17 protein-coding genes are annotated in these 22,350 nt (G+C 42.4%); 11 read left to right on the top strand and 6 right to left on the bottom strand.

The features are described 5' to 3' along the window. Window positions 1-1,472 (bottom strand): FecR domain-containing protein (locus tag H6H03_RS42230; RefSeq protein ID WP_190955721.1); only part of this gene is annotated, 1,472 nt, incomplete at its 3' end. 1,008 nt (window positions 1,473-2,480) lie between these two features. Between H6H03_RS42230 and H6H03_RS14145 the strand changes: the two genes are divergently transcribed. Beyond that, window positions 2,481-3,944, top strand: coding sequence for a hypothetical protein (locus H6H03_RS14145; protein ID WP_190955720.1), 1,464 nt, complete (start codon window positions 2,481-2,483; stop codon window positions 3,942-3,944). Window positions 3,945-4,070: 126 nt separating this feature from the next. Here H6H03_RS14145 and H6H03_RS14140 read toward each other — a convergent pair whose 3' ends face one another. Next, window positions 4,071-4,892 carry a sulfurtransferase gene (locus tag H6H03_RS14140; protein ID WP_190955719.1) on the bottom strand — a complete coding sequence of 274 codons (822 nt, stop codon included), beginning with the start codon at window positions 4,890-4,892 and terminating at the stop codon, window positions 4,071-4,073. Between the two features lie 99 nt (window positions 4,893-4,991). On the opposite strand from H6H03_RS14140, the gene H6H03_RS14135 reads away from it, so the two are divergent. From H6H03_RS14135 to H6H03_RS14110, 6 genes are all read left to right on the top strand, one after another. Further along, window positions 4,992-5,945: a tRNA (5-methylaminomethyl-2-thiouridine)(34)-methyltransferase MnmD gene (locus H6H03_RS14135; protein WP_190955718.1), complete on the top strand. Its 954-nt coding sequence runs from the start codon at window positions 4,992-4,994 to the stop codon at window positions 5,943-5,945. Window positions 5,946-6,511: 566 nt separating this feature from the next. Continuing rightward, complete coding sequence (locus tag H6H03_RS14130; protein WP_190955717.1) at window positions 6,512-7,747, top strand: HD-GYP domain-containing protein; 1,236 nt, start codon at window positions 6,512-6,514, stop codon at window positions 7,745-7,747. Window positions 7,748-8,049: 302 nt separating this feature from the next. Then, window positions 8,050-9,399 (top strand): bifunctional UDP-N-acetylglucosamine diphosphorylase/glucosamine-1-phosphate N-acetyltransferase GlmU, encoded by a 1,350-nt coding sequence (glmU, locus tag H6H03_RS14125; protein ID WP_190955716.1) that lies wholly within the window; start codon window positions 8,050-8,052, stop codon window positions 9,397-9,399. Between the two features lie 50 nt (window positions 9,400-9,449). Then, window positions 9,450-9,677 (top strand): type II toxin-antitoxin system HicB family antitoxin, encoded by a 228-nt coding sequence (locus tag H6H03_RS14120; protein ID WP_190955715.1) that lies wholly within the window; start codon window positions 9,450-9,452, stop codon window positions 9,675-9,677. Further along, window positions 9,670-9,894, top strand: coding sequence for a type II toxin-antitoxin system HicA family toxin (locus H6H03_RS14115; protein ID WP_190955714.1), 225 nt, complete (start codon window positions 9,670-9,672; stop codon window positions 9,892-9,894). Before H6H03_RS14120 ends, H6H03_RS14115 begins: the two co-directional genes overlap by 8 nt. A gap of 151 nt (window positions 9,895-10,045) precedes the next feature. Continuing rightward, on the top strand, window positions 10,046-10,489 hold the full coding sequence (locus H6H03_RS14110; RefSeq protein ID WP_190955713.1) for a DUF29 family protein: 444 nt from the start codon (window positions 10,046-10,048) through the stop codon (window positions 10,487-10,489). Here the strand turns inward: H6H03_RS14110 and H6H03_RS14105 are convergent. The 3 genes from H6H03_RS14105 to H6H03_RS14095 all read right to left on the bottom strand — a co-directional run bounded on the left by H6H03_RS14105 (window position 10,480) and on the right by H6H03_RS14095 (window position 12,324). Then, on the bottom strand, window positions 10,480-11,433 hold the full coding sequence (locus H6H03_RS14105) for an isoaspartyl peptidase/L-asparaginase (RefSeq protein WP_190955712.1): 954 nt from the start codon (window positions 11,431-11,433) through the stop codon (window positions 10,480-10,482). The two genes, H6H03_RS14110 and H6H03_RS14105, sit on opposite strands and share 10 nt — an antisense overlap. 295 nt (window positions 11,434-11,728) lie before the next feature. Continuing rightward, window positions 11,729-11,902, bottom strand: a complete 174-nt coding sequence (locus tag H6H03_RS14100; RefSeq protein ID WP_096535123.1) for a DUF2256 domain-containing protein — start codon at window positions 11,900-11,902, stop codon at window positions 11,729-11,731. A gap of 179 nt (window positions 11,903-12,081) precedes the next feature. Further along, on the bottom strand, window positions 12,082-12,324 hold the full coding sequence (locus H6H03_RS14095; protein WP_190955711.1) for a hypothetical protein: 243 nt from the start codon (window positions 12,322-12,324) through the stop codon (window positions 12,082-12,084). Window positions 12,325-12,782: 458 nt separating this feature from the next. Between H6H03_RS14095 and H6H03_RS41310 the strand changes: the two genes are divergently transcribed. The 4 genes from H6H03_RS41310 (at window position 12,783) to H6H03_RS14080 (ending at window position 19,231) form a co-directional block, all read left to right on the top strand. Next, entirely contained in the window at window positions 12,783-12,914 is a 132-nt protein-coding gene (locus tag H6H03_RS41310) for a hypothetical protein (RefSeq protein ID WP_277926125.1), read from the top strand. Then, the gene (locus H6H03_RS14090; RefSeq protein WP_190955710.1) at window positions 12,901-14,931 is read left to right on the top strand and encodes an ATP-binding protein; all 2,031 of its coding nucleotides are present in this window, start codon (window positions 12,901-12,903) and stop codon (window positions 14,929-14,931) included. Before H6H03_RS41310 ends, H6H03_RS14090 begins: the two co-directional genes overlap by 14 nt. A 13-nt stretch (window positions 14,932-14,944) precedes the next feature. Then, window positions 14,945-18,694, top strand: a complete 3,750-nt coding sequence (locus H6H03_RS14085; protein WP_190955709.1) for a PAS domain S-box protein — start codon at window positions 14,945-14,947, stop codon at window positions 18,692-18,694. Between the two features lie 159 nt (window positions 18,695-18,853). After that, on the top strand, window positions 18,854-19,231 hold the full coding sequence (locus tag H6H03_RS14080; RefSeq protein ID WP_190955708.1) for a response regulator: 378 nt from the start codon (window positions 18,854-18,856) through the stop codon (window positions 19,229-19,231). Window positions 19,232-19,335: 104 nt separating this feature from the next. Here H6H03_RS14080 and H6H03_RS14075 read toward each other — a convergent pair whose 3' ends face one another. Beyond that, the gene (locus tag H6H03_RS14075; protein ID WP_190955707.1) at window positions 19,336-22,284 is read right to left on the bottom strand and encodes a sensor histidine kinase; all 2,949 of its coding nucleotides are present in this window, start codon (window positions 22,282-22,284) and stop codon (window positions 19,336-19,338) included. Between the last annotated feature and the right edge of the window lie 66 nt (window positions 22,285-22,350).

Genomic DNA, 22,350 nt, shown 5'->3' with positions numbered 1-22,350 from the left:
GTACCTCCACCAGGGTTTTCATTACCTGTACCTCCACCAGGGTTTTCATTACCTGTACCTCCACCAGGGTTTTCATTACCTGTACCTCCACCAGGGTTTTCATTACCCGTGCCTCCGACGGGGTTTTCATTACCCGTGCCTCCGACGGGGTTTTCATTACCCGTGCCTCCGACGGGGTTTTCATTACCCGTGCCTCCGACGGGGTTTTCATTACCCGTACCTCCAACGGGGTTTTCATTCCCCGTGCCTCCAACGGAGTTTTCATTCCCCGTACCTCCAACGGAGTTTTCATTACCCGTACCTCCAACGGAGTTTTCATTACCCGTGCCTCCAACGGGGTTTTCATTCCCCGTGCCTCCAACGGAGTTTTCATTCCCCGTGCCTCCAACGGAGTTTTCATTACCCGTGCCTCCACCAGGGTTTTCATTACCTGTATTTACAACGGGGTTTTCATTACCAGTACCTCTGACGGAGTTTTCATTACCTGTATTTACAACAGGAATTTCAGGTCTGGTGGTGGTTCCATTAGAATCAACAGAAACATTATTATTCGGTCTAATTGTGTTGTTATTGTTACTGCGAGTATTCCGCTGCTCAGTATTTGAGAGGATTTGCCCCGTTTCTTCAAAGGAGTTTACTGGAGAGTCTTCTGCTATAGGAGCTACTGAAGAATCATTTGTCACAATGTCGTTAGTTGCAGAATTAGCAGGGCTACTAGTTAACTCTAAGAAAGATGGGTTTTCAACTACTCCCTGACCTGTTATTGGGGACTGTGCTTGTAAAGCCGCAGCAGTTTCAGCTTGAACGCTGGCGATCGCTGGGTCAGGACTAGGCGTAGCATTTTGCCTATTTAAATCCAGTCCTCGAACCAAATCGCTAGTTTGATAAAAATTTCTCAGGTCAAAATCGTATAAACCCTGAAATTTGCCTTTGACTATAACCATCAGCTGTCCTGCTTGCAGCACCTGAGTTTGAGAAGCTTCTTTGTTAGCAACTTCAATGCCGCTATTTGTCAAGGCACCTACAACTGTAGTATCTGTTTGTTGGTCGTAGCGTACAAATAATGCTGAACCACGAATTGCCGCTGCTGCACTTGGAGTTTGTATACGTGTTTGCCCTCTTCCTGGTGGTATAAGCAACAACGCGGTTCCATTTGACAGTCTAAAGCTGCGAGTTTTGGGTAAAAATTGAAAGATTGCCTGTTCCCCTACTCTTGCCAATGAACCGTCGTTAAATCGCAAGTCTGCTAGAGAAGCTCGACCAGTTGACAAACCATCTCCAGGAATCATTGCATCTGATTTTTGTGCAGGACGCTTCTTGAGTTTGTTTTTGGGTATTAGTTGTACCAAGTTACGGAGGTTCTGAATCTCAGCTCGTGTTAGAGGAGTTACAGCACTTACCCGATCTGGTAAAGGCAGTACCACAATTCCCCATAAACCAATTACTAATAGTGGTAACGATCTATTAAACATAATCTGATAAATTTTAAACTTCATGTAATACCAAATACACTAATGCTTTAACATGTGACTAATTTTTATAGCCAGTTATTTCAGGTAAATTTTATTTGCATTTTAGTCTACATTTAAAAAATAAAATGAACAACTAATAAGTATATGTTTAGTTTATTTAAATTTCGACTCTAAAACACAAGTTTCATGCAATCAATTCCATAGCGAGTTTAAAGGTTGATCTTCAATATCAATAATTAAATGAACAATAATTTAAAAAAATATCTTGGTAAATTATTGAAGATTTGGGCACATTAGCCAACAGCCCCTTAAAAGATAGTAAAAAACATCTAAAATCGCTTTTGGTAAACGTGACTTTTGGCCTACAGAGAAGTGTTGATACAACACCAACAAGCTCTCAGACATCCTTATAACAGATAATTATTTCTCATTATCTCAACCAATGACAATTTGTTAGATACCGATTATGAGCTAAATGTCTAGCCGCGCTTCATTGTCGTTCTTCTATTACTCTCATAAAAATATTATGAGAAACTCCCATAAATCCTTTGCTAGATTCTCTTCAAGCTAAGAGAGCCGATGATTAGCATTAAATTTATTGAAAATTACTGTCAAACGTGAATGGTACAGTAGATAATTTCTAAAAACTAGAAGTTTCAACGTGATAGAAGAACGGTAAGTTAGGTCAGCACAATGAAAATTAATTTTTTATATTCATAATTTGTCATTCTTTATGAGTAAGCGTTTGAGGAATGTTTACATTTTGTAATCTAGTTCTGTTGGCTCCTGTGTATGTTATTAAACAATAATTGAGGAAACTTGTATCAGAACAGATGATTATGGCAAAAAAATCTGGGAGTAAATCCGAAAAACAGGAATTTAGCTTGGTAGATATCAGTATATACCTAAAAAGCTGAGCTAAATACACTCAATTGTATTTTTAAGTAGGAACTTATGATACAGCTTCTAGGTCTACATTCGCCAAACGCCCTCAACGCAATCTAACAGATGCGATTCAAAAACTGGAAAAATTTGTTTTTTTGGATTTTGTTAGCTTCCACAACTGGAAGCTGGTTTTGCATCAGAGTAGATGCGGCAGAATCTCCAAATCATGATTTGGTATCAATCGACCGCACCCATTCTTCCTTAACTTCTCCACAAGACGCTATGCTGACAACACAGCAAGTAGGGAAAAAATGGCTGCCACAGGATTGGGTACTGGGTAGTGGGTATCGGAAAAGAAATTCTTTGAAGGTTTGGTTGGGGTATGAATCTCCAGTTTCGAGTTCAAAAATTACATCTTTAGCAACCACACAGCTAACTTATCAGCAATGTCAGGATTTAGAACAAGACATAGTTAACTTTTTGTGTAAGGACTTGAGTCAGTCCCAGAGTCTGGATTTGCAGATGCCGTTAAATTTGGCACAGAGAATACCAGAAGTGACACAAGCACAACCAACACCAAACCCAGAACAGGCGAATACTCCAGAAGAAAATGACCCGCCACAGCTAGAATCTCAGCCAACTAATTTGCCTACGTCTGTTCCAGACTCAACAGACCAATTGTTGAATTTACCTGAGATAAATCGTTCTCAAAAACTAGAAAGGCTAAGAAAGCTACTACAACAGCCAAAACAACCGCTTGAGTCTGATATCGATCGCGAATTGGGATTACGAGTCCGGTTACGACCCCTAGAACAACAGCCACTTCCACCGCAGCCTGTATCTAAGTTTAAGCCCATCGGCTATCTACAGGCGCGTGTCGGTTACTTCCAGACGACTAATATTTTTTCCTCAAAAAACGATCCCACAGAAGATGGTTTAATTATTTCTGGACTGACACTAGCCTCTGCATATTTACCTATAGGATCTAAAACTTTTTTGAACGGCTCTATTGATGGCAATATAATTCGTTATCTAGAGCAATCACAATTTCATTACAACCAGCTAAGATTTAATCTCAGTCTTTATCAGCAGCTATCGCGGCGGATGTATGGAGAAATAAGTTTCAGCAATCAGCAGTTATTTTATGCCAACAATAGCGATCGCCCCAATAGCTTCAAAGCAGGCGATCGCTTTTTAAACGAAAACTCCGTGCAACTCTCTTTCGGACGGCGAGATCCCTTAAGCTCAAAATTAATGCTAGATAGCTTCTACGAACTGAGCGTAAATTTTGCCGATCCTCAAAGTCGCAGTCGCATCATCAATTCTTTTTGGTTTTCTCTAAACTATTACTTGCAAAAGCCTCTCCAAGTTGGTATCGACTACCAAGTCAACTTTTCTGACTTTACACAGCGCGATCGAGAAGACCAATTTCATCGACTATTCGCACACTTAAATTACCGGATATCTGATATTAGCAGCATGAATGTCCAGACTGGGTTAACTTTGGGTAGTTCAACCGCTCAAAACATTGATTTTGATGGCTGGTTTTTCAGTATTAATTACAATTTGCAATTAGGTCGGTTTTGAAAAAAGTGAGGAGAGTTGGGAGTTAGGAGTTAGGAGTTAGGAGTTAGGAGTTAGGAGTTGGGAGTTGGGAGTTGGGAGTTAGGAGTGAGGAGTTTTGATTCTTAACTTATAACTCCTCACTCCTAACTATAAATAAGAAATCCAATCACTCCAGCTACCAGCATAAAGTTTACCTTTGTTGATGTTGGCTAATTCTAGAGAAAGTAAATTCACACAAGCGGTAACGCCAGAACCGCAATAAACTAAGATTTCTTCGGCTGTTCCTATATTTTCCCAGCGACGGCGTTGTTCTGCTTGGGGGAGTAGGTAACCTGAAGAATCTGTAACTTCTTGCCAAGGATAGTTAACCGCACCAGGAATATGTCCGGCAATTTTATCAATTGGTTCTCGTTCACCTCGGTAGCGATCGCTTTCTCTCGAATCTACCAACACCACATCTGGTCTATCTTTACGGCTTTTTACCGCTGTAATATCTACAACTTTTTCTGTTTGTACTTCAGGTACAAATTTCGCCATTTGCGGCTCAGGAATAACATCTGTAACAGGATAGCCAGCTTTTTGCCATCCGCTAAAGCCTCCATCGAGTACTGCTACTTGTTCGTGCCCTAGATAGCGCAACAGCCACCACAAACGAGCTGCAAAGGCAAAGCGCGAATCATCATAAGCTACAACTAGGGTTTTTTGGTAATTTATCCCAATTGCTGCAAATTTGTTAGCGATATCATTAGGATTAGGTAAAGGATGTCTCCCACCATGCTTACCCACTGTATTGGAAAGATCCTGATTCAAATCTAAGTAATATGAACCCTTAATATGACTTGTTTGATACTGTTGTTTTCCAAGTTGTGGATCGGCTAGAGAAAAGCGACAATCCACAATGATTACTTGCGGATCTTCTAGATGTTCAAACAACCAAGTTGGGGAAACAACAAATTGGAAATTGGGCATAGGATGTCAGGAGATGGGGAGACAAGGGGACTAGGGGAGTAACTCCGAGCGTCAACAGTCAGCGCTCCAAATGACCAATGAATAATGACTAAGTGACTAATGACTAACTTAGAAAATTTTACACCTAAGCTCACGGCAGATGGTTCGTTCACTTTTGTTTCTCAAGAGTTTGGTGAATCGTTCCACAGCCATTATGGTGCTAAGCAGGAGAGTTTTTTCAAGTTTGTAAAACCAACTCAACTGGCTACAGCAGCGCAAAAACCAGTTTTGCGGTTGTTGGATGTTTGTTATGGTTTGGGATACAACACTGCTGCTGCTTTGCAAACAATTTGGGCAGTGAATCCTAATTGTAATGTTGAAGTAATTGGTTTAGAACTGAATCCAGTAGTACCACAAGCTGCGATCGCTCATAATTTGTTCGACAGCTGGAACTACAACTACATTGAAATTTTGTCCGAATTAGCTTTTGAGCATCAAGTACAAACAGCTTGTCTGAAAGCAAAATTACTTATTGGTGATGCAAGATCGGCGATCGCCATAGTACGTGAGTCAAATTTCTTGGCAGATGCAATTTTCCTCGATCCATTTTCACCTCCACAGTGTCCCCAATTATGGACTGTTGAATTTATTAAACAACTGTCGTTGTGCTTACACGAAGATGGTTTATTAGCCACCTATTCTTGTGCTGCTGCGGTACGCACAGCACTTTTGTCTGCTGGCTTAGCTATCGGTTCTACGCCACCGATGGGTAGGCGATCGCCTGGTACTCTAGCAGCACAGATAAAAGGATGGAAAGCAGAACAGCAGGGGAGCAAGAAAGAGGAATTTCCCTTATGCCCTTCTTCTTGTCCTCTCTCACAAGCGGAGAAGGAACATTTACTAACTCGTGCTGCCATTCCCTACCGCGATCGCCAATTGACCGATTCCAATGAAGTTATACTCAGGCGACGACAACAAGAGCAGCAAGCCTCTTCTCTTGAACCTACTTCCCATTGGCGCAAAAGGTGGCTCTCAGCAACGCAAGGTAGAGATTTTATCGGCACTAATTTGTAGCGGCTAGCGATGTCTACGATGGGTTAAGCCTACGTAATTAAAGCTCTTGTCCTCAGTAATCCATTCCACAAGACTTAGATACTTGCCCAGAAATTCTGATTTCGTTTTTTAATATCCAAGCAACGAGTTTTTTCGATCCAAATAACTTAAACTATAATAAGTAGCTAATATTACATCTTTCTTAACAGTATTTAACTGTTGCTATAACTAAGTAAGTAAAAATGTCTATACCTAATGATTACCATCATCACTACCAACTACCAACCGGGGATTCTGCTCGAAAGCAGCAAATCACAAGCTTTGTTGACGCTGGTACGTAAAAAATCTCCGTAAAAAACCTGATTTAACATTTGTACTAATTTATGATACTGGAATTAGAACTAAAAAATTTGACTACAAAATACTCTTTATTCGTAACATAAAAAATACATACAGTGAAAAATACCCCTCGGCAGCTCCACATCACACATAACCTCTATGGAAAGCCTAACTAAAATACAGTCAAATACTAAATTTCTTTTTCTAATCTGACACTGTTAACTTGCGAAAATAATTGGAGTGCCTTTGTGATTAAATGGAAATCCAACCATAGAGGCTTGAGAGAAGAAATTGTTAATGGGTCAAACCCCCTGAGCAAAGTGAAAAGTATCGGTTCAAATCATGCCGTAGGATCGCAAAATATAGAGGGTTATTCTTTAGGGCTATCTCAAGAAGATTTGATGCTTGAAGATAACCAAGCAGTATCTTCTTGGATAAAAAATGATGTTAATTTCGATCGAGATTCATTGGTCTCTAAAACACTACAAGCCAAGGGTTCCAAAGTGAATGGGTTTGATTTAGATCCACCAAAGGTTTTAGTGGTTGATGACCATGCGGCCAGTCGGATGACTGCTGTTGCCCTCTTGGGGATGGAAGGATACGAAGTGATTGAGGCCGACACTGGTTCTATTGTTGTGGGATTGGTAACGCAAAAGCAACCAGATTTGATTTTGCTGGATGTGATGATGCCGGGAATGGATGGATTTGAAGTCTGTCAATTACTGAAACAGGATGAACAAACCAGACTGATACCAGTAATTTTTATTACAGCATTAAACGACAGGCGATCGCGTATTCGAGGTATTGAAGTTGGCGGAGATGATTTTCTCACCAAACCTTTTGATCGTGTGGAATTGGCAGCGCGTGTCAAGTCCTTGGTACGGCAAAAGCGTCTCAACGAAGACTTAGATCATGCCGAACAAGTACTGTTTTCCATTGCCATGTCTATTGAAAGCCGCGATCCCAACACAGGCGGCCATTGCGAACGACTGGTAAAACTGGGACAAGCTTTTGGTGAATACCTCAATCTCTCACGCTATCAAATTCGGGATTTGATGTGGGGGGGTTATCTCCACGATATCGGCAAGGTGGGTATTCCCGATGCAGTGCTGCTGAAAAAAGGCCAACTCACCCCCGAAGATTGGCAGATTATGAGGCAACATGTTTTAATCGGAGAAAAAATCTGCCAGCCACTACGCAGTATGCGGGGTGTAATTCCCATTATTCGTCATCACCACGAACGGTGGGATGGGTCAGGCTACCCCGACCAACTCAAAGGGGATGATATTCCTTATTTGGCACAAGTCTTTCAGTTAATTGATATTTACGACGCCCTAACCAGCGAACGACCTTACAAAGAAGCTATGACCAGAGAACAAGCACTTTCAATAATGCTAAAAGAAGCTGATTCTGGTTGGCGCAATCCCAAACTAGTGCAGCAGTTTGCTGAGTTTATTCTTTGTGCTGACGAAGATATGGAGTAACTAGGAAGTAAGATCTATAGCTACCGCAATCAACTTAATGCTTAATTAGTACTATTATACTCTAGGCTTTTTATCAGTGACTTCTTTTGAATTCTGAATTCTTATACCAATTTGAGAAAAGAACGCGACAGATACACAGGGCCAAAGCCTTCTCATATCTGGCTTTCTTAATGCAAAAATTTTGAATTGGTATTACTCCTTTGCCCATTTCAGTGTTCTATGATTAGCTGGTATGATTTGAGCCTACATCTTGAAGTACCAACAGCATTAATCACAATTTTAATGATAGCTGATAGCTAATTATGGTAATTGTAGCAATTTTAGCAGCCGGACGCGGCACACGGATGAAATCAAGCTTACCCAAAGTTTTACATTCTTTGGGTGGGCGATCGCTACTAGAGAGAGTTCTCGAAAGTGTAGAACCTCTTTCACCCTCACGGCGAATCGCCATCGTTGGGTATCAGTCTGAGGAAGTGAAAGCTGCTTTGGGTTCAATCCCCAACTTGGAGTTTGTCGAACAAACTGTGCAATTGGGAACAGGTCATGCTATCCAGCAATTACTTCCCTACTTACAAGATTACAGTGGCGATTTGCTCGTACTGAACGGCGATTTACCGTTGATACGTAGCGAAACCCTTCAGCAGATGTTACAAACTCACGCCCAAAATCAAAACGCCGCTACTATTCTCACCTCACACCTAACCGACCCCACAGGCTACGGGCGCGTTTTTTGTAACGATCAAAATATCGTTGAGCAAATGGTCGAACACAAGGATTGTACCCCTGCTCAAAGAGAAAATCACCGGATTAATGCCGGGGTTTATTGCTTTCGCTGGGAAAATTTAGCTAAGGTACTTCCTCACCTAGAAGCAAACAACGCCCAAAAAGAATACTATCTCACAGATGCCGTGACTCAGGTCGGGCAAGTCATGGCAGTGGATGTGAAAGATTATCAAGAAATTCTCGGCATCAACGATCGCCTGCAACTGGCAACAGCCTACGAGATTTTGCAAAGGCGAGTCAAGGAAAAATGGATGTTAGCAGGTGTCACCCTCATCGACCCTACAAGCATCACCATTGATGAAACAGTGGAGTTAGAGACAGATGTAATTATTGAACCCCAAACTCATCTGCGGGGAAATACAGTAATTAAAACCGGAAGTCACATTGGGCCGGGAAGTTTAATTGAAAATAGCCAGTTGGCTGAAAATGTCACAGTCCACTATTCAGTAGTGACAGATAGCACTGTAGAAGCAGGTAGCCGAATTGGCCCCTATGCTCATTTGCGCGGTCAGGTACAAGTGGGTGCTGGTTGTCGTGTGGGGAATTTTGTGGAATTGAAAAATACGCAGTTAGGCGATCGCACGAATGCGGCACATTTGTCCTATTTAGGTGATAGCGTTATCGGCGAACGGGTGAATATTGGTGCTGGTACAATTACTGCCAATTACGATGGCGTTAAGAAACACCGGACTAAAATAGGCGATCGTACTAAAACTGGTGCCAATAGCGTTTTAGTAGCTCCAGTTACTGTGGGTAATGACGTTTACATAGCTGCTGGTTCCACCATCACAGAAGATGTTCCTGATGATGCTTTGGCGATCGGCCGTAGTCGTCAGGTGGTCAAAATAGGTTGGCGTCGGAAAAGCTAGTAAAGCGATAATTAAATCATCAGATTAGCTGATTGAACTAGAGGTAAAACATGAGCAAGACAAAACAATTTACCGCAATTATTGAGCGTGAGGAAAACGGCTATGTATCGCTTTGTCCAGAACTCGATATTGCTAGCCAAGGTAATACCATTGAGGAAGCACGCAGTAATTTAGTTGAGGCATTGGAACTATTCTTTGAGACAGCTGACCCTTCAGAAGTCCAAGCTCGGCTAATAACAGAAGTCTTTATTACGCGTTTAGAGGTAAGTGTTGGGTAAGCTGCGTGTTCTTTCAGGTGTGGAAGTATGTCAAATTTTAGAGCTGCATGGCTTTGTACGAGTACGCCAGCGTGGTAGCCATATTATTATGCAACAGCCAACACAAGGGTCAACTATAACTGTTCCTGTTCCTAATTATGACGAGCTTCGTGTCGGCACTTTACAGTCCATTATTCGCCAGTCAGGATTGCCACGCGCTCTTTTTGAGGTGAATTAGCAGAAGTTGTACATCGATCAATGTGATGGTGGATTAGTTCCTAACGCACCCTTGTATCTGAGTTATTTCACCGCTCAAATACAATCAAATTGCTTTTATGGTTTTAGCTTGTCTCATTTGAGTCATCGAAACAAGACAAACAAAATTTACTATGGAAGAACTGCTAGAACTGAGGCAACTTCTAGAACAGAACAAAATCCATGAGGCGCTGGTGTTGGTGGATGAGTTAGAAGAAATCAGCCTGAGTGGCAAAATCAATAAAATTGATAGTTATGGCGTAATTCTGCTCATCCATTTAATTAAACAAAAGTCTGAAAAACGTTCTACTCGCTCTTGGGATGTTTGTATTGAAAATACGGTGCGGGAAATTAACAAAATAAACAAGCGCCGCAAATCTGGTGGTGTGTACTTGAATCCCTCAGAATTAATGGATATTCTGCAACAAGGATATCAAGTCGCACTCAAAAGAGCAGCGCTAGAAGCTTTTGTTCGCGTAGCGTTCCGCAGGAAAGGGCGTTATGAAGCCCAAGAATTAGCTGGAATGTTTGACCAGCAAGACATTTTGTCCGAGGCGCTGAAATTAATTCAGCAATAGCCTACTAGTTCATTGTCTGTCCATTCCAACGTGTCACCAATATTTTCGCCGTTGTGGTAGGCGGCGAGTAAGATTTCGCTAGTTTTACCCCAAGCGATCGCCCCACTAGCATCTAAAGCGATCGCTCCCAAATCCCGTTTATTCTGGTAGGCTTCCCCAAAGGATCGCTGCATCGCATCCTTGAGAGACATCCCATCTGTAACACGCACCACAATCTTGGCTGCTAAACACTCATCAATAATATCTTCCCCAATACCAGTACAACTAACTCCAGCTTCTTTAGTAGCATAATTACCTGCTGGCATAGCAGAATCACTTACCCGCCCGATGCGCTCAAAGCCCTTACCGCCAGTGGAAGTACCAGCAGCTAGTTTACCATAGGCATCTAAAGCTACTACGCCGATGGTACCCCGACCAGCATTACTGGTTTCTACTAGTTCCGGTTCTGCGATCACATTAGCCATCGTGCTTTTAAAATTATCCTGGCGTTCTTGAATCCACTCTTGCAATCGTAAATCAGTTAAAGCGTTATAGCTGGGAATTTGCATTTCCCGTGCTAATTCAGCAGAGCCGAAATCTGACAGCACCCTATCTGGCGAGTTTTGTAAAAATTGTGCCAAGTCAATGGGATTTTTCACCCGCGAGACATTAATTACACCACTAAATCGCCCTAATGCACCATCCATCAAGGAAGCACTCATACGGATTTGGCCATCAGATTGCAGTACCGAACCAGTACCAGCATTAAAGCGGGGGTCATCTTCCAGCATTTGACAACCCTGTATTACCGCCTCTGACGCAGTTATTCCGCACAATAGCAGAGAATAGACTTGTTCTATTACTATGTGGAGCGATCGACGTACCGCTTCCAATCCTCCTTTACCCTGGAGAGAACTACCAGCCCCGCCATGAATAATTAATTTAGGTTGCACCTGTGACTTCATCGATCCTTTGCGCTATTTGCGTCTGTGTTGCAGTTGATTTGATTGGGTATGGGGCATGGGGGATTAGAGGTGTGGGAAGAGAGAGAGGTGTGGGAGGTGTGGGAGGATCGGGCAAGCTCATTAGGTGTGGGAGGAGAGGGAGGTGTGGGAGGAGAGGGAGGTGTGGGAGGATGGGGAAGTATTAATTCTCTTTCCCCCCACACTCCCCACACTCCCCACACTCCCCACACTCCCCACACTCCCCACACTCCCCACACTCCCCACACTCCCCACACTCTCCACACTCCCCATCTCCCTAGTCCCCAGTCCCCAATTCTTTATTCGCTTCAGAACGGCGACGACGACAACGTTCTGAACAGTATTTCACATCTTCCCAGCAATCTTGCCACTTTTTACGCCATGTAAAAGGACGTTGACATACCGGACAGATTTTTGTAGGTAGGTCAGATTTAGAACGAACACGTCCCATATAAATACTGTGTAGATGAGAATCTGATTTTTGAGAGGGATGGAAAATAATTATAACCAGTTTGCTACGAAGGGAGGATATATTGGGTGAATAAATGTCATGTCAATCTCTCCCAAGACTTATTTCTGGATTATACTGGTGCGGTAGAGTCCTGTATTGAGATTTGTACCATAGTCCGATTATTTACAAACTGAATAGATGATATCGCCTGTATTGCGATCGATTAGTAATAAATTTTCATAGCCTATGCTCTGAATTAAATTTTGAAACCAAGGTTGATATTGAGCATGAAAGCGACTGTATGCAATACCATCGCCAGCATCTAAAAGTTGAGGTTTTTGTTCCAAAGGATAACGATTAGCAGCAATGTAGTAATGCTGGAGAGATTTAGCAGGTTGGCTTACAGAACGATAATTGCTCAAAAAAAGTTCTCTAGAAAATTTGTCATAAATATTGGAAAAAATTTCTTTTCCTAATTGTTGGGTAGAGACTTTTCCCAGTCTGGGCAATTGATTTATGATTCAATTCTTGAAATCCTTGATGTAAATCAAATATTCCGGCAACTATCATCAGATTTTCAATGATTTATCTTTTAGGAAACTAAATCAGAGAAAGTACTTAGTATATTTAGGTTGCAGGAATTTTACTAAGGATTTATAAGGTTTTTTAGCTATAACTAGGAAATTTAGGTCTATCCATCTGAGTTTTGCAATTGGTGGAGGAAGAGAGCGATCGCTAAATTCTAAGCCAATTACACCAATGAAGGGACTATTTGTTACAGAGTTTAAAGGTATTCCCTGCCCATTAGCATGGCTGTTATGCTGTCAATTTTTCTGGGAAAACTAGCCTTAATAGCAAATTATTATATTTCCGAGATTGTATGGAAATTCTTAAAATATCTGCCTTGGGAAATTTTTTGGCAGGGCAAGCGCATGAAATTAATTACTCCCTTGTTTTGATTGCTGGAAATTTGCAACCCACTCAAGATGAGGTGTTTCATGTCGGCAATTAGCTTGAGAAAGATTCTTAATAAAGAAGAATTACCATCTCTCCTTCGGGACTTAGTACATCAACTCAACATCGCAATTGATATTGAGCTGGTAGACGGCACGAAACTAATTAGTATTGGCAAGCAAATATTAGAAAATCGATATCCAATTGAGGTTTCAGGGGAAACCATCGGTTGGGTTCTTGGCGACGAACAGGCAACTTTAGTGGCAGCTTTGCTCTCATTTTTGGCAAAACAAGAGACTGAGAAGAAAATACTTGCCAAAGAATTGCTAGAACGATACCAGGAAATTGATTTATTTGAAGATATTTCGACTCAGCTGACAACGAGTTTGGATAGGCGACAAATTGCCCAACTCGTGCTTCAGGAAATGAGCCAATTGATTGAATCGTCAGCAGGCATGATTTTACTGCTAAGTCACGATGCTGCTGACTTTGAAATCATTGCCAAATTTGGAGTATTTTTTGGGGCGAATCAGCCAAAACCGGGCCAGGGAATTATCGGCACTATTGTGCAATCAGGACGGGCAGAACTCGTCAATGACGTGCAAAGTGATTGTCGATTATGGGGAGAGAAAAACATCAACGCATTGATTTGTGTACCTTTAAGAGCAAAAGAGCGGGTAATAGGAGCGATCGCCATTGGCACAGACAAAACTTATTCCTACAGGGCTGAACACCTGAAACTTGTGAGTATCTTTGCCTCTCAAACAGCGATCGCCATCGAAAAAGCTTTGCTTTACGAACAAAGCACTCAAGCAGCTATGGAAGCAAAAGCCCAGACACAAAAACTTCAACAAGCTCTCCAAGACTTGCAACTGGCACAAACTCAGTTAATCCAAAGCGAAAAAATGTCTTCTTTAGGGCAACTCATTGCTGGAGTCGCCCACGAAATTAATAACCCAGTGAACTTTATTTGCGGCAATTTAAGATATGTTGCAGAGTACGCCCAAGACTTATTACACCTGCTGCAAGATTATCAGAAATTTCTCCCTGTGGCTCCCCCAGATTTGCAATCAGAGCTAGACAATATCGATTTGGAATTTATCATGCAGGATCTTCCCAAACTGCTGGATTCGATGAAACTGGGTAGCGATCGCATCGTGGAAATTGTCCAATCCTTAAAAAACTTCTCCCGCCATGACGAAGCCCAAATCAAAGCTGTCAACATCCACGATGGTATCGACGGGACGCTGATGATTCTTCGCCATCGTTTGAAAGCCTCTAGTCACCGTCCGGCAATTGAAATTGTCAAAGACTATGCCAAACTTCCCCTGATTGAATGCCACCCAGGACAGTTAAATCAAGTTTTTATGAACATCTTGGCAAATGCCATTGATGCGCTAGAAGAGGGAATGGGGAATAAGGAAGAGGAAGGGAAAAACTTGTTGCAATTTGTCTCCCCTTCTGGCGACTCCCTACAGACACGATTAATTGCGTCTGTACCCACTCCCCAAATCACCATTCGCACCCAAGCCTTAGACAACGAATGGGTTGTAATTCGCATTGCCGACAACGGCCCTGGTATGAAGGAAAGCCTCATCCAACGCATTTACGATCCTTTCTTCACTACTAAAGAGATTGGCAAAGGAACTGGGTTAGGCATGGCAATCAGCCGCCAAATAGTTGTAGATAGGCACGGGGGAATTCTCAAGTGTCGTTCTCAATTGGGTGAGGGTACAGAATTCTGGATTCAAATTCCGGTGAGCTATTCAGTGGTAGAAGCTTCGCCAGGGCAAAGTGAGACAAATTCTGCTTCATCCGCTCCTACAACGGAACTATGCCCCACTGCCGATCCTGAGGGCTTCATTCCATCAACAATACCAATACTCAAACCAGCGGATTTGCTCATCCGCCATACTCAACTTATCCAGCGACTTTCTCAACATAGTCCAGACCTTGGTAATGCACCACCCGATCGAATTTACCAACTGTTTCAACGCCACCCAATTTCCTTAAAGCTTTATGCCACCTTGCTGTCTTGGTTCTGTTGCGATCATCCCACCCACCTAAATGACTGAGGAAACCTCAACCATGTCTACCCAAGTTGATGAATACTACCGTCAGCTATTTGAAAAATGTCCAGTTGGTTTGGTACTGTGTCGGCTCGATGGGACACTGATTGACATGAATCCTGCTTATGCGGCGATCGCGGGGCGGACTGTCCCAGAAACCCTGAATCTGAACTACTGGGAGATGACGCGCCAAGATTATGCCGCCAAGTCAGCAACCCTAGAAAGCCTAGAACGGACTGGCCGCTACGAACCTTGTGAGAAAGAGTACATCCACAAAGACGGGCATTTAGTTTCAGTCAGGCTTTCGGGAGTGTTGGTTGAGCAGAATGGGGAGTGTGTAATTTTCTCAACTGTGGAGAATATTAGCGACCTCAAGAATACCTACCAAAACAGCCAAGAGTCCGAAAAAATCTTGAAACAGAACGAAGCGCGATACCGTTCTTTAGTAACAAAGAACACACAAATTATTTGGGTCAGCACGCCAGAAGGAATTTGCTTTGAACTGGCAAGCTGGATTGCTTATACAGGTCAAAGTTTAGCAGAAGCTGAGAATGGAGGCTGGATTAATGCCGTTCATCCTGGCGATCGCGCCCATACCGCAGAAGTCTGGAATGCTGCCGTCGCTAACCGCAGTCTTTATCAAACTGAATACCGAATTCGTGGCAAAGATGGTAATTATCGTTACTTTTGGGTCTGCGCTGCTCCGGTGATCGAAGAAGACGGCAGTGTTCGGGAGTGGATTGGTACTTGCACCGATATTCACAATCACAAGCTGGAAGAAGCCGAAAATCAGCGTATTAAAGAACGATATCGCACTTTAGTAACTACTACTTCACAAATCATCTGGGGGGCTACTCCAGAAGGGCTGGGAATCGGTAGTGAAATGCTGACTTGGATAGCCTACACAGGTCAGACGGAAGAGGAAGTCGGAGGTTTGGGCTGGTTAGATCCAATACATGTTGACGATCGCGCCCACAGTGCAGAAGCTTGGAATACCGCTGTGGCAAACCAAGGCATCTACCAAACCGAATACCGACTACGTGGTAAAGATGGCATATATCGCTACTTCTCTGTTTGTGGTGCCCCTGTGTTGGAAGCAGATGGTAGTATCCGGGAATGGATTGGCACTTGTACTAATATTCACGATCGCAAATTAGCAGAACAAACTTTGCGACAGAGTGAAGAACGGTTTCGCTCTCTGGTGACTACTATCTCACAAATTGTCTGGGTCGCTACACCTGACGGATCGGGGGTTCCCAGCGAAATGCTCAGCTGGATGGCCTACACTGGTCAAACTGAAGCAGAATTTCAAGGAGCGGGCTGGCTCGATGCTATTCATCCCGATGACCATACCCATACCGCAGAAGCTTGGAATACGGCTATGGTAAACCGCAGTTTATATCAAACCGAATTCCAATTACGTGGTAAAGATGGTACATACCGCCATTTTTCTGTTTGTGGTACCCCTATTTTTGAACCAGACGGCAGCATTCGGGAATGGATTGGTATCTGCACTGATATTCACGATCGCAAGCTAGCAGAAGCAGAAAATGAACGGTTAATGGATATGTTAAATCATTCCAGTGATGCCATCATCGTCCGCGACATGACCGATAAGATCTTGTACTGGAATCAAGGCGCCCAAAGAATGTACGGCTGGACGCGTGAGGAAGTAAAAGGCCAATACATTCAGACATTTCTGAAAAAAACTTTTCTCCAACCAAAAGAAGCAATCATCGCAGAATTATTACAGCAAGGCAATTGGGAAGGAGAAGTACAACACCTCAGCCGCAATGGTCAGCTGATTACGGTTCAAAGCCGATGGACTCTGCAACGGAGCATTTCTGGTCAGCCTTGCGCTGTGCTAGAAATCAATACTGATATTACTGCCCGCAAACAAGCAGAAATGGCTCTGCGACAACTGAATCAAGAACTAGAAGCCAGAGTTGCAGAACGGACTGCTGCCTTGGAAAATACCCTAGCAGAAGCCCAGGGTTTAAACGCCATTTTAGACAACTTAGCAGATGGTTTGATAGTCACAGACATCACCGGACAAATTACCCATTTCAATCCTGCCTTTTTAGCAATGTATGGATTAACGAGCAACGCCCTCAAAGGTAGCTATCGGGAATTACCAATATTTGGTTTAGCAGATTTAGTTGAAAAAACTCAGTCCCATCCCAGCGATGTGTTTGCTGCTGAAGTTAGCTTAGCAAAGGAACGTATCGGTCAGGCAGTAGCTACCGCCATCTTTAAAAGAACCACTGACAATGAACCTCAGGCCTGCTTTGGTTCGGCATTGCTGATTCGAGATGTGACTGCGGAAAAAGAAATCGACAAGATGAAGACCGATTTCATCTCTACAGTTTCCCACGAACTACGGACACCACTAACTTCTGTTCTTGGTTTTGCATCCATCATTAAAGAAAAGCTAGAAACCGATGTGTTTCCTATGCTTGCTAGCGAAGACCGCAAACTTCAGAAAACAATCAAAAGGGTAGGTGACAATCTCAACATTATTGTGTCTGAAGCAGAACGGCTGACATCTTTGATTAATGATGTTTTAGACATTGCCAAGATGGAAGCGGGTAAAGTGGAATGGCAAATGCAACCCCTCGATCCAACTGAGTTACTAGATTGGGCAACTACTTCCACAGCAGCGTTGTTTGAAACCAATGGCTTAGAGTTAATCACCGACATTGAACCAGAATTACCCCAAATAATAGGCGATCGCAATCGTCTACTCCAAGTCTTAATCAACTTGATTTCCAATGCTATCAAGTTTACTGAATCCGGTTCTATCACCTGCCGCATTAAACAACAGAACAACGCCATTTGCATTAGCGTTCTTGACACAGGCGTTGGCATAGCACCCGAAGACCAGCCGAAAGTGTTCGAGAAATTCCGGCAAGTTGGCGACACTCTCACTGATAAACCCAAAGGCACAGGCTTAGGATTGCCCATTTGCAAACAAATCGTTGAACATCACGGCGGTAGAATCTGGGTAGAAAGCGAACTTGGCAAAGGTAGTACGTTTTCGTTTATCATTCCCATTTACACCAGCGATCGCAAAAGCAGTGCCAAACTAAATCTAGATGCCTTAGTAAAACAGCTCAAAGAACACGTCATCACTACAGCTGCTGTACTCAACGAAAATCGCAAAACCATTTTGGTGGTGGATGATGATGCCAACATTCGAGAACTACTGCGTCAACAGTTAGAAAACGAAGGCTACAACGTTCGGGAAGCCAAAGACGGTATGGATGCAATTCATCAAATCAAAACAGCTCGTCCCGATTTGATTCTTTTAGACGTGATGATGCCTCAAATCAACGGCTTTGACGTAGCAGCTGTCCTGAAAAACGATCCTCATACCGCAGATATTCCCATCATTATTTTGTCAATTATTGAAAACAAAGAACGCGGTTACCATATTGGCATAGATCGCTATCTCACCAAACCCATCAACACAGAAAAACTGCTTGGTGAAATTGGCTTACTACTTTCTCAAGGCACTTCTAGTAAAAAGGTATTGGTAGTTGATAAAAATGCCTCAACTTTAAAAACCCTATCAGATGTGCTACAAACTCAGGGATACAACGTAATTGAAGCTTCTAATCCTCAAGAATGCATCCATAAAGCTTTGTCAGCTAAACCTGACATGATCATTATTGATTCTATCTTTTCTCAAGAAGCCGATTTGGTGAAAACCTTACGCTTTGAGAAAGGCTTGGAGAATGTATTCTTCATCATGCTGTCCGATCGCTAATTAAAGCAATGGGGAGATGAACAGGGGACGCAGGGGAAAAGGTTAAAGGTTAAAGGGAAAAGGAATAAATTTAATCTTTCCCCTTTTCCCCTTACCCCTTTCCCTTTCCCCATGCCCCATGCCCCATGCCCAATGCCCGATATCCCATACCCCAATCCTATGACTCAAAAAATTCTCATTGTTGACGATGAACCCAATATCTTGATTTTGATGGAACAAGCTCTAGAAGATTTAGAAGATGAAGGGGTTGAACTTTTAACTGCTAAAAATGGTGAAGAAGCTCTGGAAATTATTAAAACTGAAAAACCAAACTTAGTTTTTCTTGATGTGATGATGCCTAAAATGAATGGTCTGAAAGTTTGCCAGATTGTAAAACACGAACTGCAAATGACTGACATTTATATCATAATTTTGACAGCAAAGGGACAGGAATTTGATAAACAAAAGGGAATTGAGGTTGGTGCAGACTTATATCTGACTAAACCATTTCGCCCTAAAGAAGTACTTGAAAAATCAATAGAGGTTTTGGGCTTTTGATTACATAAGAATTCAGGAGCAAAGACGGAGATGCTCTGCCTGCGGTCAGAATTCACAATCAATTAGGAGAATTTTGAATTTATATGACTCGTGAATTCTACTGTTTAAGAGTCATTATTTGCTAACGGCAAAAGCAATCGGCTGACTACCCGATTATCGGGTAATTGATAGAAATTCAACTCGCCTCCTAGTTCTTGCATGAGGTTTTGGCAAATTAGCAAGTGTAAGCCTGGTGGTTGGTTGAGATTAGAGGGAGCAAGGACATCTTTGAGTGGATTTTTATTTAACTCTGTTAGTAGTTGTGGTTCGATCGCACCGTTGTGTGTAATCGACAGTTCTAAGAATGTCTGATGACCATTCGCCACTCTCACACCGGAATCTAGCCGAAGTTCCGATGGATTTCTCTTGGCATCTGCGGATTGATGGTCAGTTAAACGCCGACACCAAATGTCAATTCTACCACCGATTGGAGAACGGTTACACGCATTAATCAACAATTCATGGATTACTAATTCAATTTTCATGATATCGCCTGCGATCGCCATTGCCGATTGAGCGTTGGCGTTAGGAACATTTTTAGGTAATAAACAGCTTTTTGGCGATTCTCCATCTTCAATTGGTTGTCCCAAACCATGCACGCCAATCCAGAGTTTTTGTTGTTTGAGTAAATTGTCGATGCGTTCGAGCGATCGCTTTAATAAACTGGCTATGGGCATAGTTTCCCAACTCTTGTGTAGTTGCCATTGCTCTAGTTTTAGCAATCCACTCATGGAGGTGGCTGTATGGTCTAACTGTCGTAGTAGCAACTGGTAGCGCATCTGAGCTAGTTCGTTTGCAGGAATGCCTAAATCGCGTATTTGATTGAGAGACACCGCTGTTATTCTTTGGATTTCTTCTAGACGGCGATGTTTGTACCAGTTAAGTTGTCGTAATTCCTCGGTGGTAGACTCTAAAAGTTGATTAATGTGCTTTTGGCGACGCCACCAAGCTAATTGAGAAATCAAAGTTGCTGTGGTATTTAGGCTTTGTTCTGACCAGCGACGCTCTTGAGTGTCTGCCAACAAAACTACACCTGTGGTTTCATGTTCAGTATTAGTACGTAACGCCATAATAAAAATTTGTCCTTTATCTGGCGTATTTAACCATTTCCGAGTTTCTGGAGGTAAATCATCTACCTTCAGGGCCAAGTAGCCTTCTGTATCGAGTGCCCACTGAATTAGTGCCTCATTTCGGGTCGAAATTGATGCACCAGCAAAAATTCCAAATTGGCTACTAGCTGTTACTCCAGGTATAATTTCTGCCCAATCTTCACCAGCCGTCCAAGAAAAGAGTACGGCTAGCGGACAGCCCAAAATTGTTGCTATTTGTTCTAGTACTTTAGATTCTAGATCCTTTTTTCCACCCTCGATTTTTCTGTTGTAGGATTGTGGCAAAATCTGTAGGCATCGCTCAAATGCTTGGGAAATTTTTTGCTGGTGTTGGGTGCGGTTGTGCAATTGCCACTGACGAACAATTACGCCTATTTGTTGACTTACAGCCCAAAGTAATTCTTTTTCTTGAGTTGTCCAACACCGATGGCTTTCGTGAGCGATGATTAAAATTACTGGTGGTATTTGACCGTGGAGGCATTTGCAAATAAGTAGCGATCGCATCCCATTTTCTAACAACAAAGCACGCCAATTAAAAAAGCGTAAATCTTCATCTAAGTTCTCAATTTCTACGGCTTCATTTGAACGTTGCAACAGTTGTCCATCTAATTCTTTAAGAGTATCGAGGGCAAATTTCAACGGTCGGCGATTATGTGGCTGACTTTGATAAATAAATTGATAATTATTCTGTTCTGAGTCGTACTGTAATAGCAAAAAGCGGGTAGCAGCGAATCGAGTTAAAACTTTTTTTGCAGAATTTTGTAAGGTTTCCTGAAGCTCATATTCGCTATAAATACCTTGGGCGACTTGACTAGTCAGTTCAGCATCTTCTTGAATTTGTTTGATGGTGCTTTCGCTGTTTTCGATGGGAACAATTAGCGAGATTAATCCAGCTGCACCTTGGACAAAATTTTTATCTGTCTCTGTCCAAATGCGGGGTTCATTACTTTCCACTGCCAAAAAACCCAGCAAGTTTTTTTGCCAAATAATTGGAGCAGCCAAGAGCGATCGCACTTTTAAACGTTGTAGCAATTTTGCCGTAAAATGACTTTTTAAGGAACTGCGGGCATCGCCAATGGAAACAATTTGGTTAACTGACAAAGCATAATAAAAATCGCTCAATTCCTGCACCGTCATTCCTGCTGCTGGCTGAGTACTAGAGTTAGGATCGATTTTTACAAGTTGATTGCTCATCCGACACCAAAAATAGCGCCCTTCCCGCTCAAACCAATAGATATTTGTGCGGTTGGGAGAGACAAATTTATGGGTTGCTTGCACCGCTGCTTCTAGTTTTTGATTTAATTTACTGAGGTTGCGTAAATTTTCTAGCAATTCTAATAATGGCTCATCAGTTCGCTTTGCTTGCTTTTGCTGCAACTGTATTTCATGTTGATAAAGCACTGCGCCAAGTTCGCCTAAAACCATCATCAAACGTGCTTTTGCTTCCCCTGCCAGCAGGTAGCCCCAGCGTTCTGAACCTAGTAACAGCAAACCTAAGCAACGGTCTTTATAGCGAATTGGTATAATAATCGTTCCTTGAATTTGGAACTTTTCTGCAACTTTCCGCCATTCAGGAGCGCGGGTTTCAGCTCGCAAATCAGCTACTCCCAAGGGATGCTGCTCAATAACTACTTGCTCTAATAAATCCCCAGGACTAATAACAATTTTTTGGTGTAAAAAGCTTGTATCTTTGTTAGGAATTATACCGCCTTTCCCAAATAATATGTGATTCAGGCGATCGTAAAGAGCAATCCAAATTAGTTTGTAGTCAAACTGTTCTTGAAGATAAGAAATAATAATTTGAATCAGAACATCAACATCATCTTCTTCCCTGAGGCTCTGGAGGACACGCCCCAATGAAAGGATCTGCTGTTCAGCGGCTATAGTTTTTTGCGGCTGCCCCATCTGATTTATCGTTTTACATAACTTGTAATATATAAGATGCCCAGAAAAGCACTCTGAATAATATTG

This window comes from Nostoc paludosum FACHB-159, from assembly GCF_014698835.1.
Lineage (GTDB): Bacteria > Cyanobacteriota > Cyanobacteriia > Cyanobacteriales > Nostocaceae > Nostoc > Nostoc paludosum.
The sequence above is the reverse complement of the archived record's forward strand: the minus strand, read 5'-3'. Positions and strand labels throughout refer to the sequence as shown.

Excerpts from the sequence above, each read along its gene's own strand:
- H6H03_RS14120 (WP_190955715.1), top strand. The coding sequence starts at position 9,450 with ATGAGCAAGACAAAACAATTTACCGCAATTATTGAGCGTGAGGAAAAC.
- glmU (WP_190955716.1), top strand. The coding sequence starts at position 8,050 with ATGGTAATTGTAGCAATTTTAGCAGCCGGACGCGGCACACGGATGAAA.
- H6H03_RS14105 (WP_190955712.1), bottom strand. The coding sequence starts at position 11,433 with ATGAAGTCACAGGTGCAACCTAAATTAATTATTCATGGCGGGGCTGGT.
- H6H03_RS14080 (WP_190955708.1), top strand. The coding sequence starts at position 18,854 with ATGACTCAAAAAATTCTCATTGTTGACGATGAACCCAATATCTTGATT.
- H6H03_RS14135 (WP_190955718.1), top strand. The coding sequence starts at position 4,992 with ATGACTAACTTAGAAAATTTTACACCTAAGCTCACGGCAGATGGTTCG.
- H6H03_RS41310 (WP_277926125.1), top strand. The coding sequence starts at position 12,783 with ATGGAAATTCTTAAAATATCTGCCTTGGGAAATTTTTTGGCAGGGCAA.
- H6H03_RS14145 (WP_190955720.1), top strand. The coding sequence starts at position 2,481 with ATGCGATTCAAAAACTGGAAAAATTTGTTTTTTTGGATTTTGTTAGCT.
- H6H03_RS14085 (WP_190955709.1), top strand. The coding sequence starts at position 14,945 with ATGTCTACCCAAGTTGATGAATACTACCGTCAGCTATTTGAAAAATGT.
- H6H03_RS14110 (WP_190955713.1), top strand. The coding sequence starts at position 10,046 with ATGGAAGAACTGCTAGAACTGAGGCAACTTCTAGAACAGAACAAAATC.
- H6H03_RS14075 (WP_190955707.1), bottom strand. The coding sequence starts at position 22,284 with ATGGGGCAGCCGCAAAAAACTATAGCCGCTGAACAGCAGATCCTTTCA.
- H6H03_RS14140 (WP_190955719.1), bottom strand. The coding sequence starts at position 4,892 with ATGCCCAATTTCCAATTTGTTGTTTCCCCAACTTGGTTGTTTGAACAT.
- H6H03_RS14090 (WP_190955710.1), top strand. The coding sequence starts at position 12,901 with ATGTCGGCAATTAGCTTGAGAAAGATTCTTAATAAAGAAGAATTACCA.
- H6H03_RS14100 (WP_096535123.1), bottom strand. The coding sequence starts at position 11,902 with ATGGGACGTGTTCGTTCTAAATCTGACCTACCTACAAAAATCTGTCCG.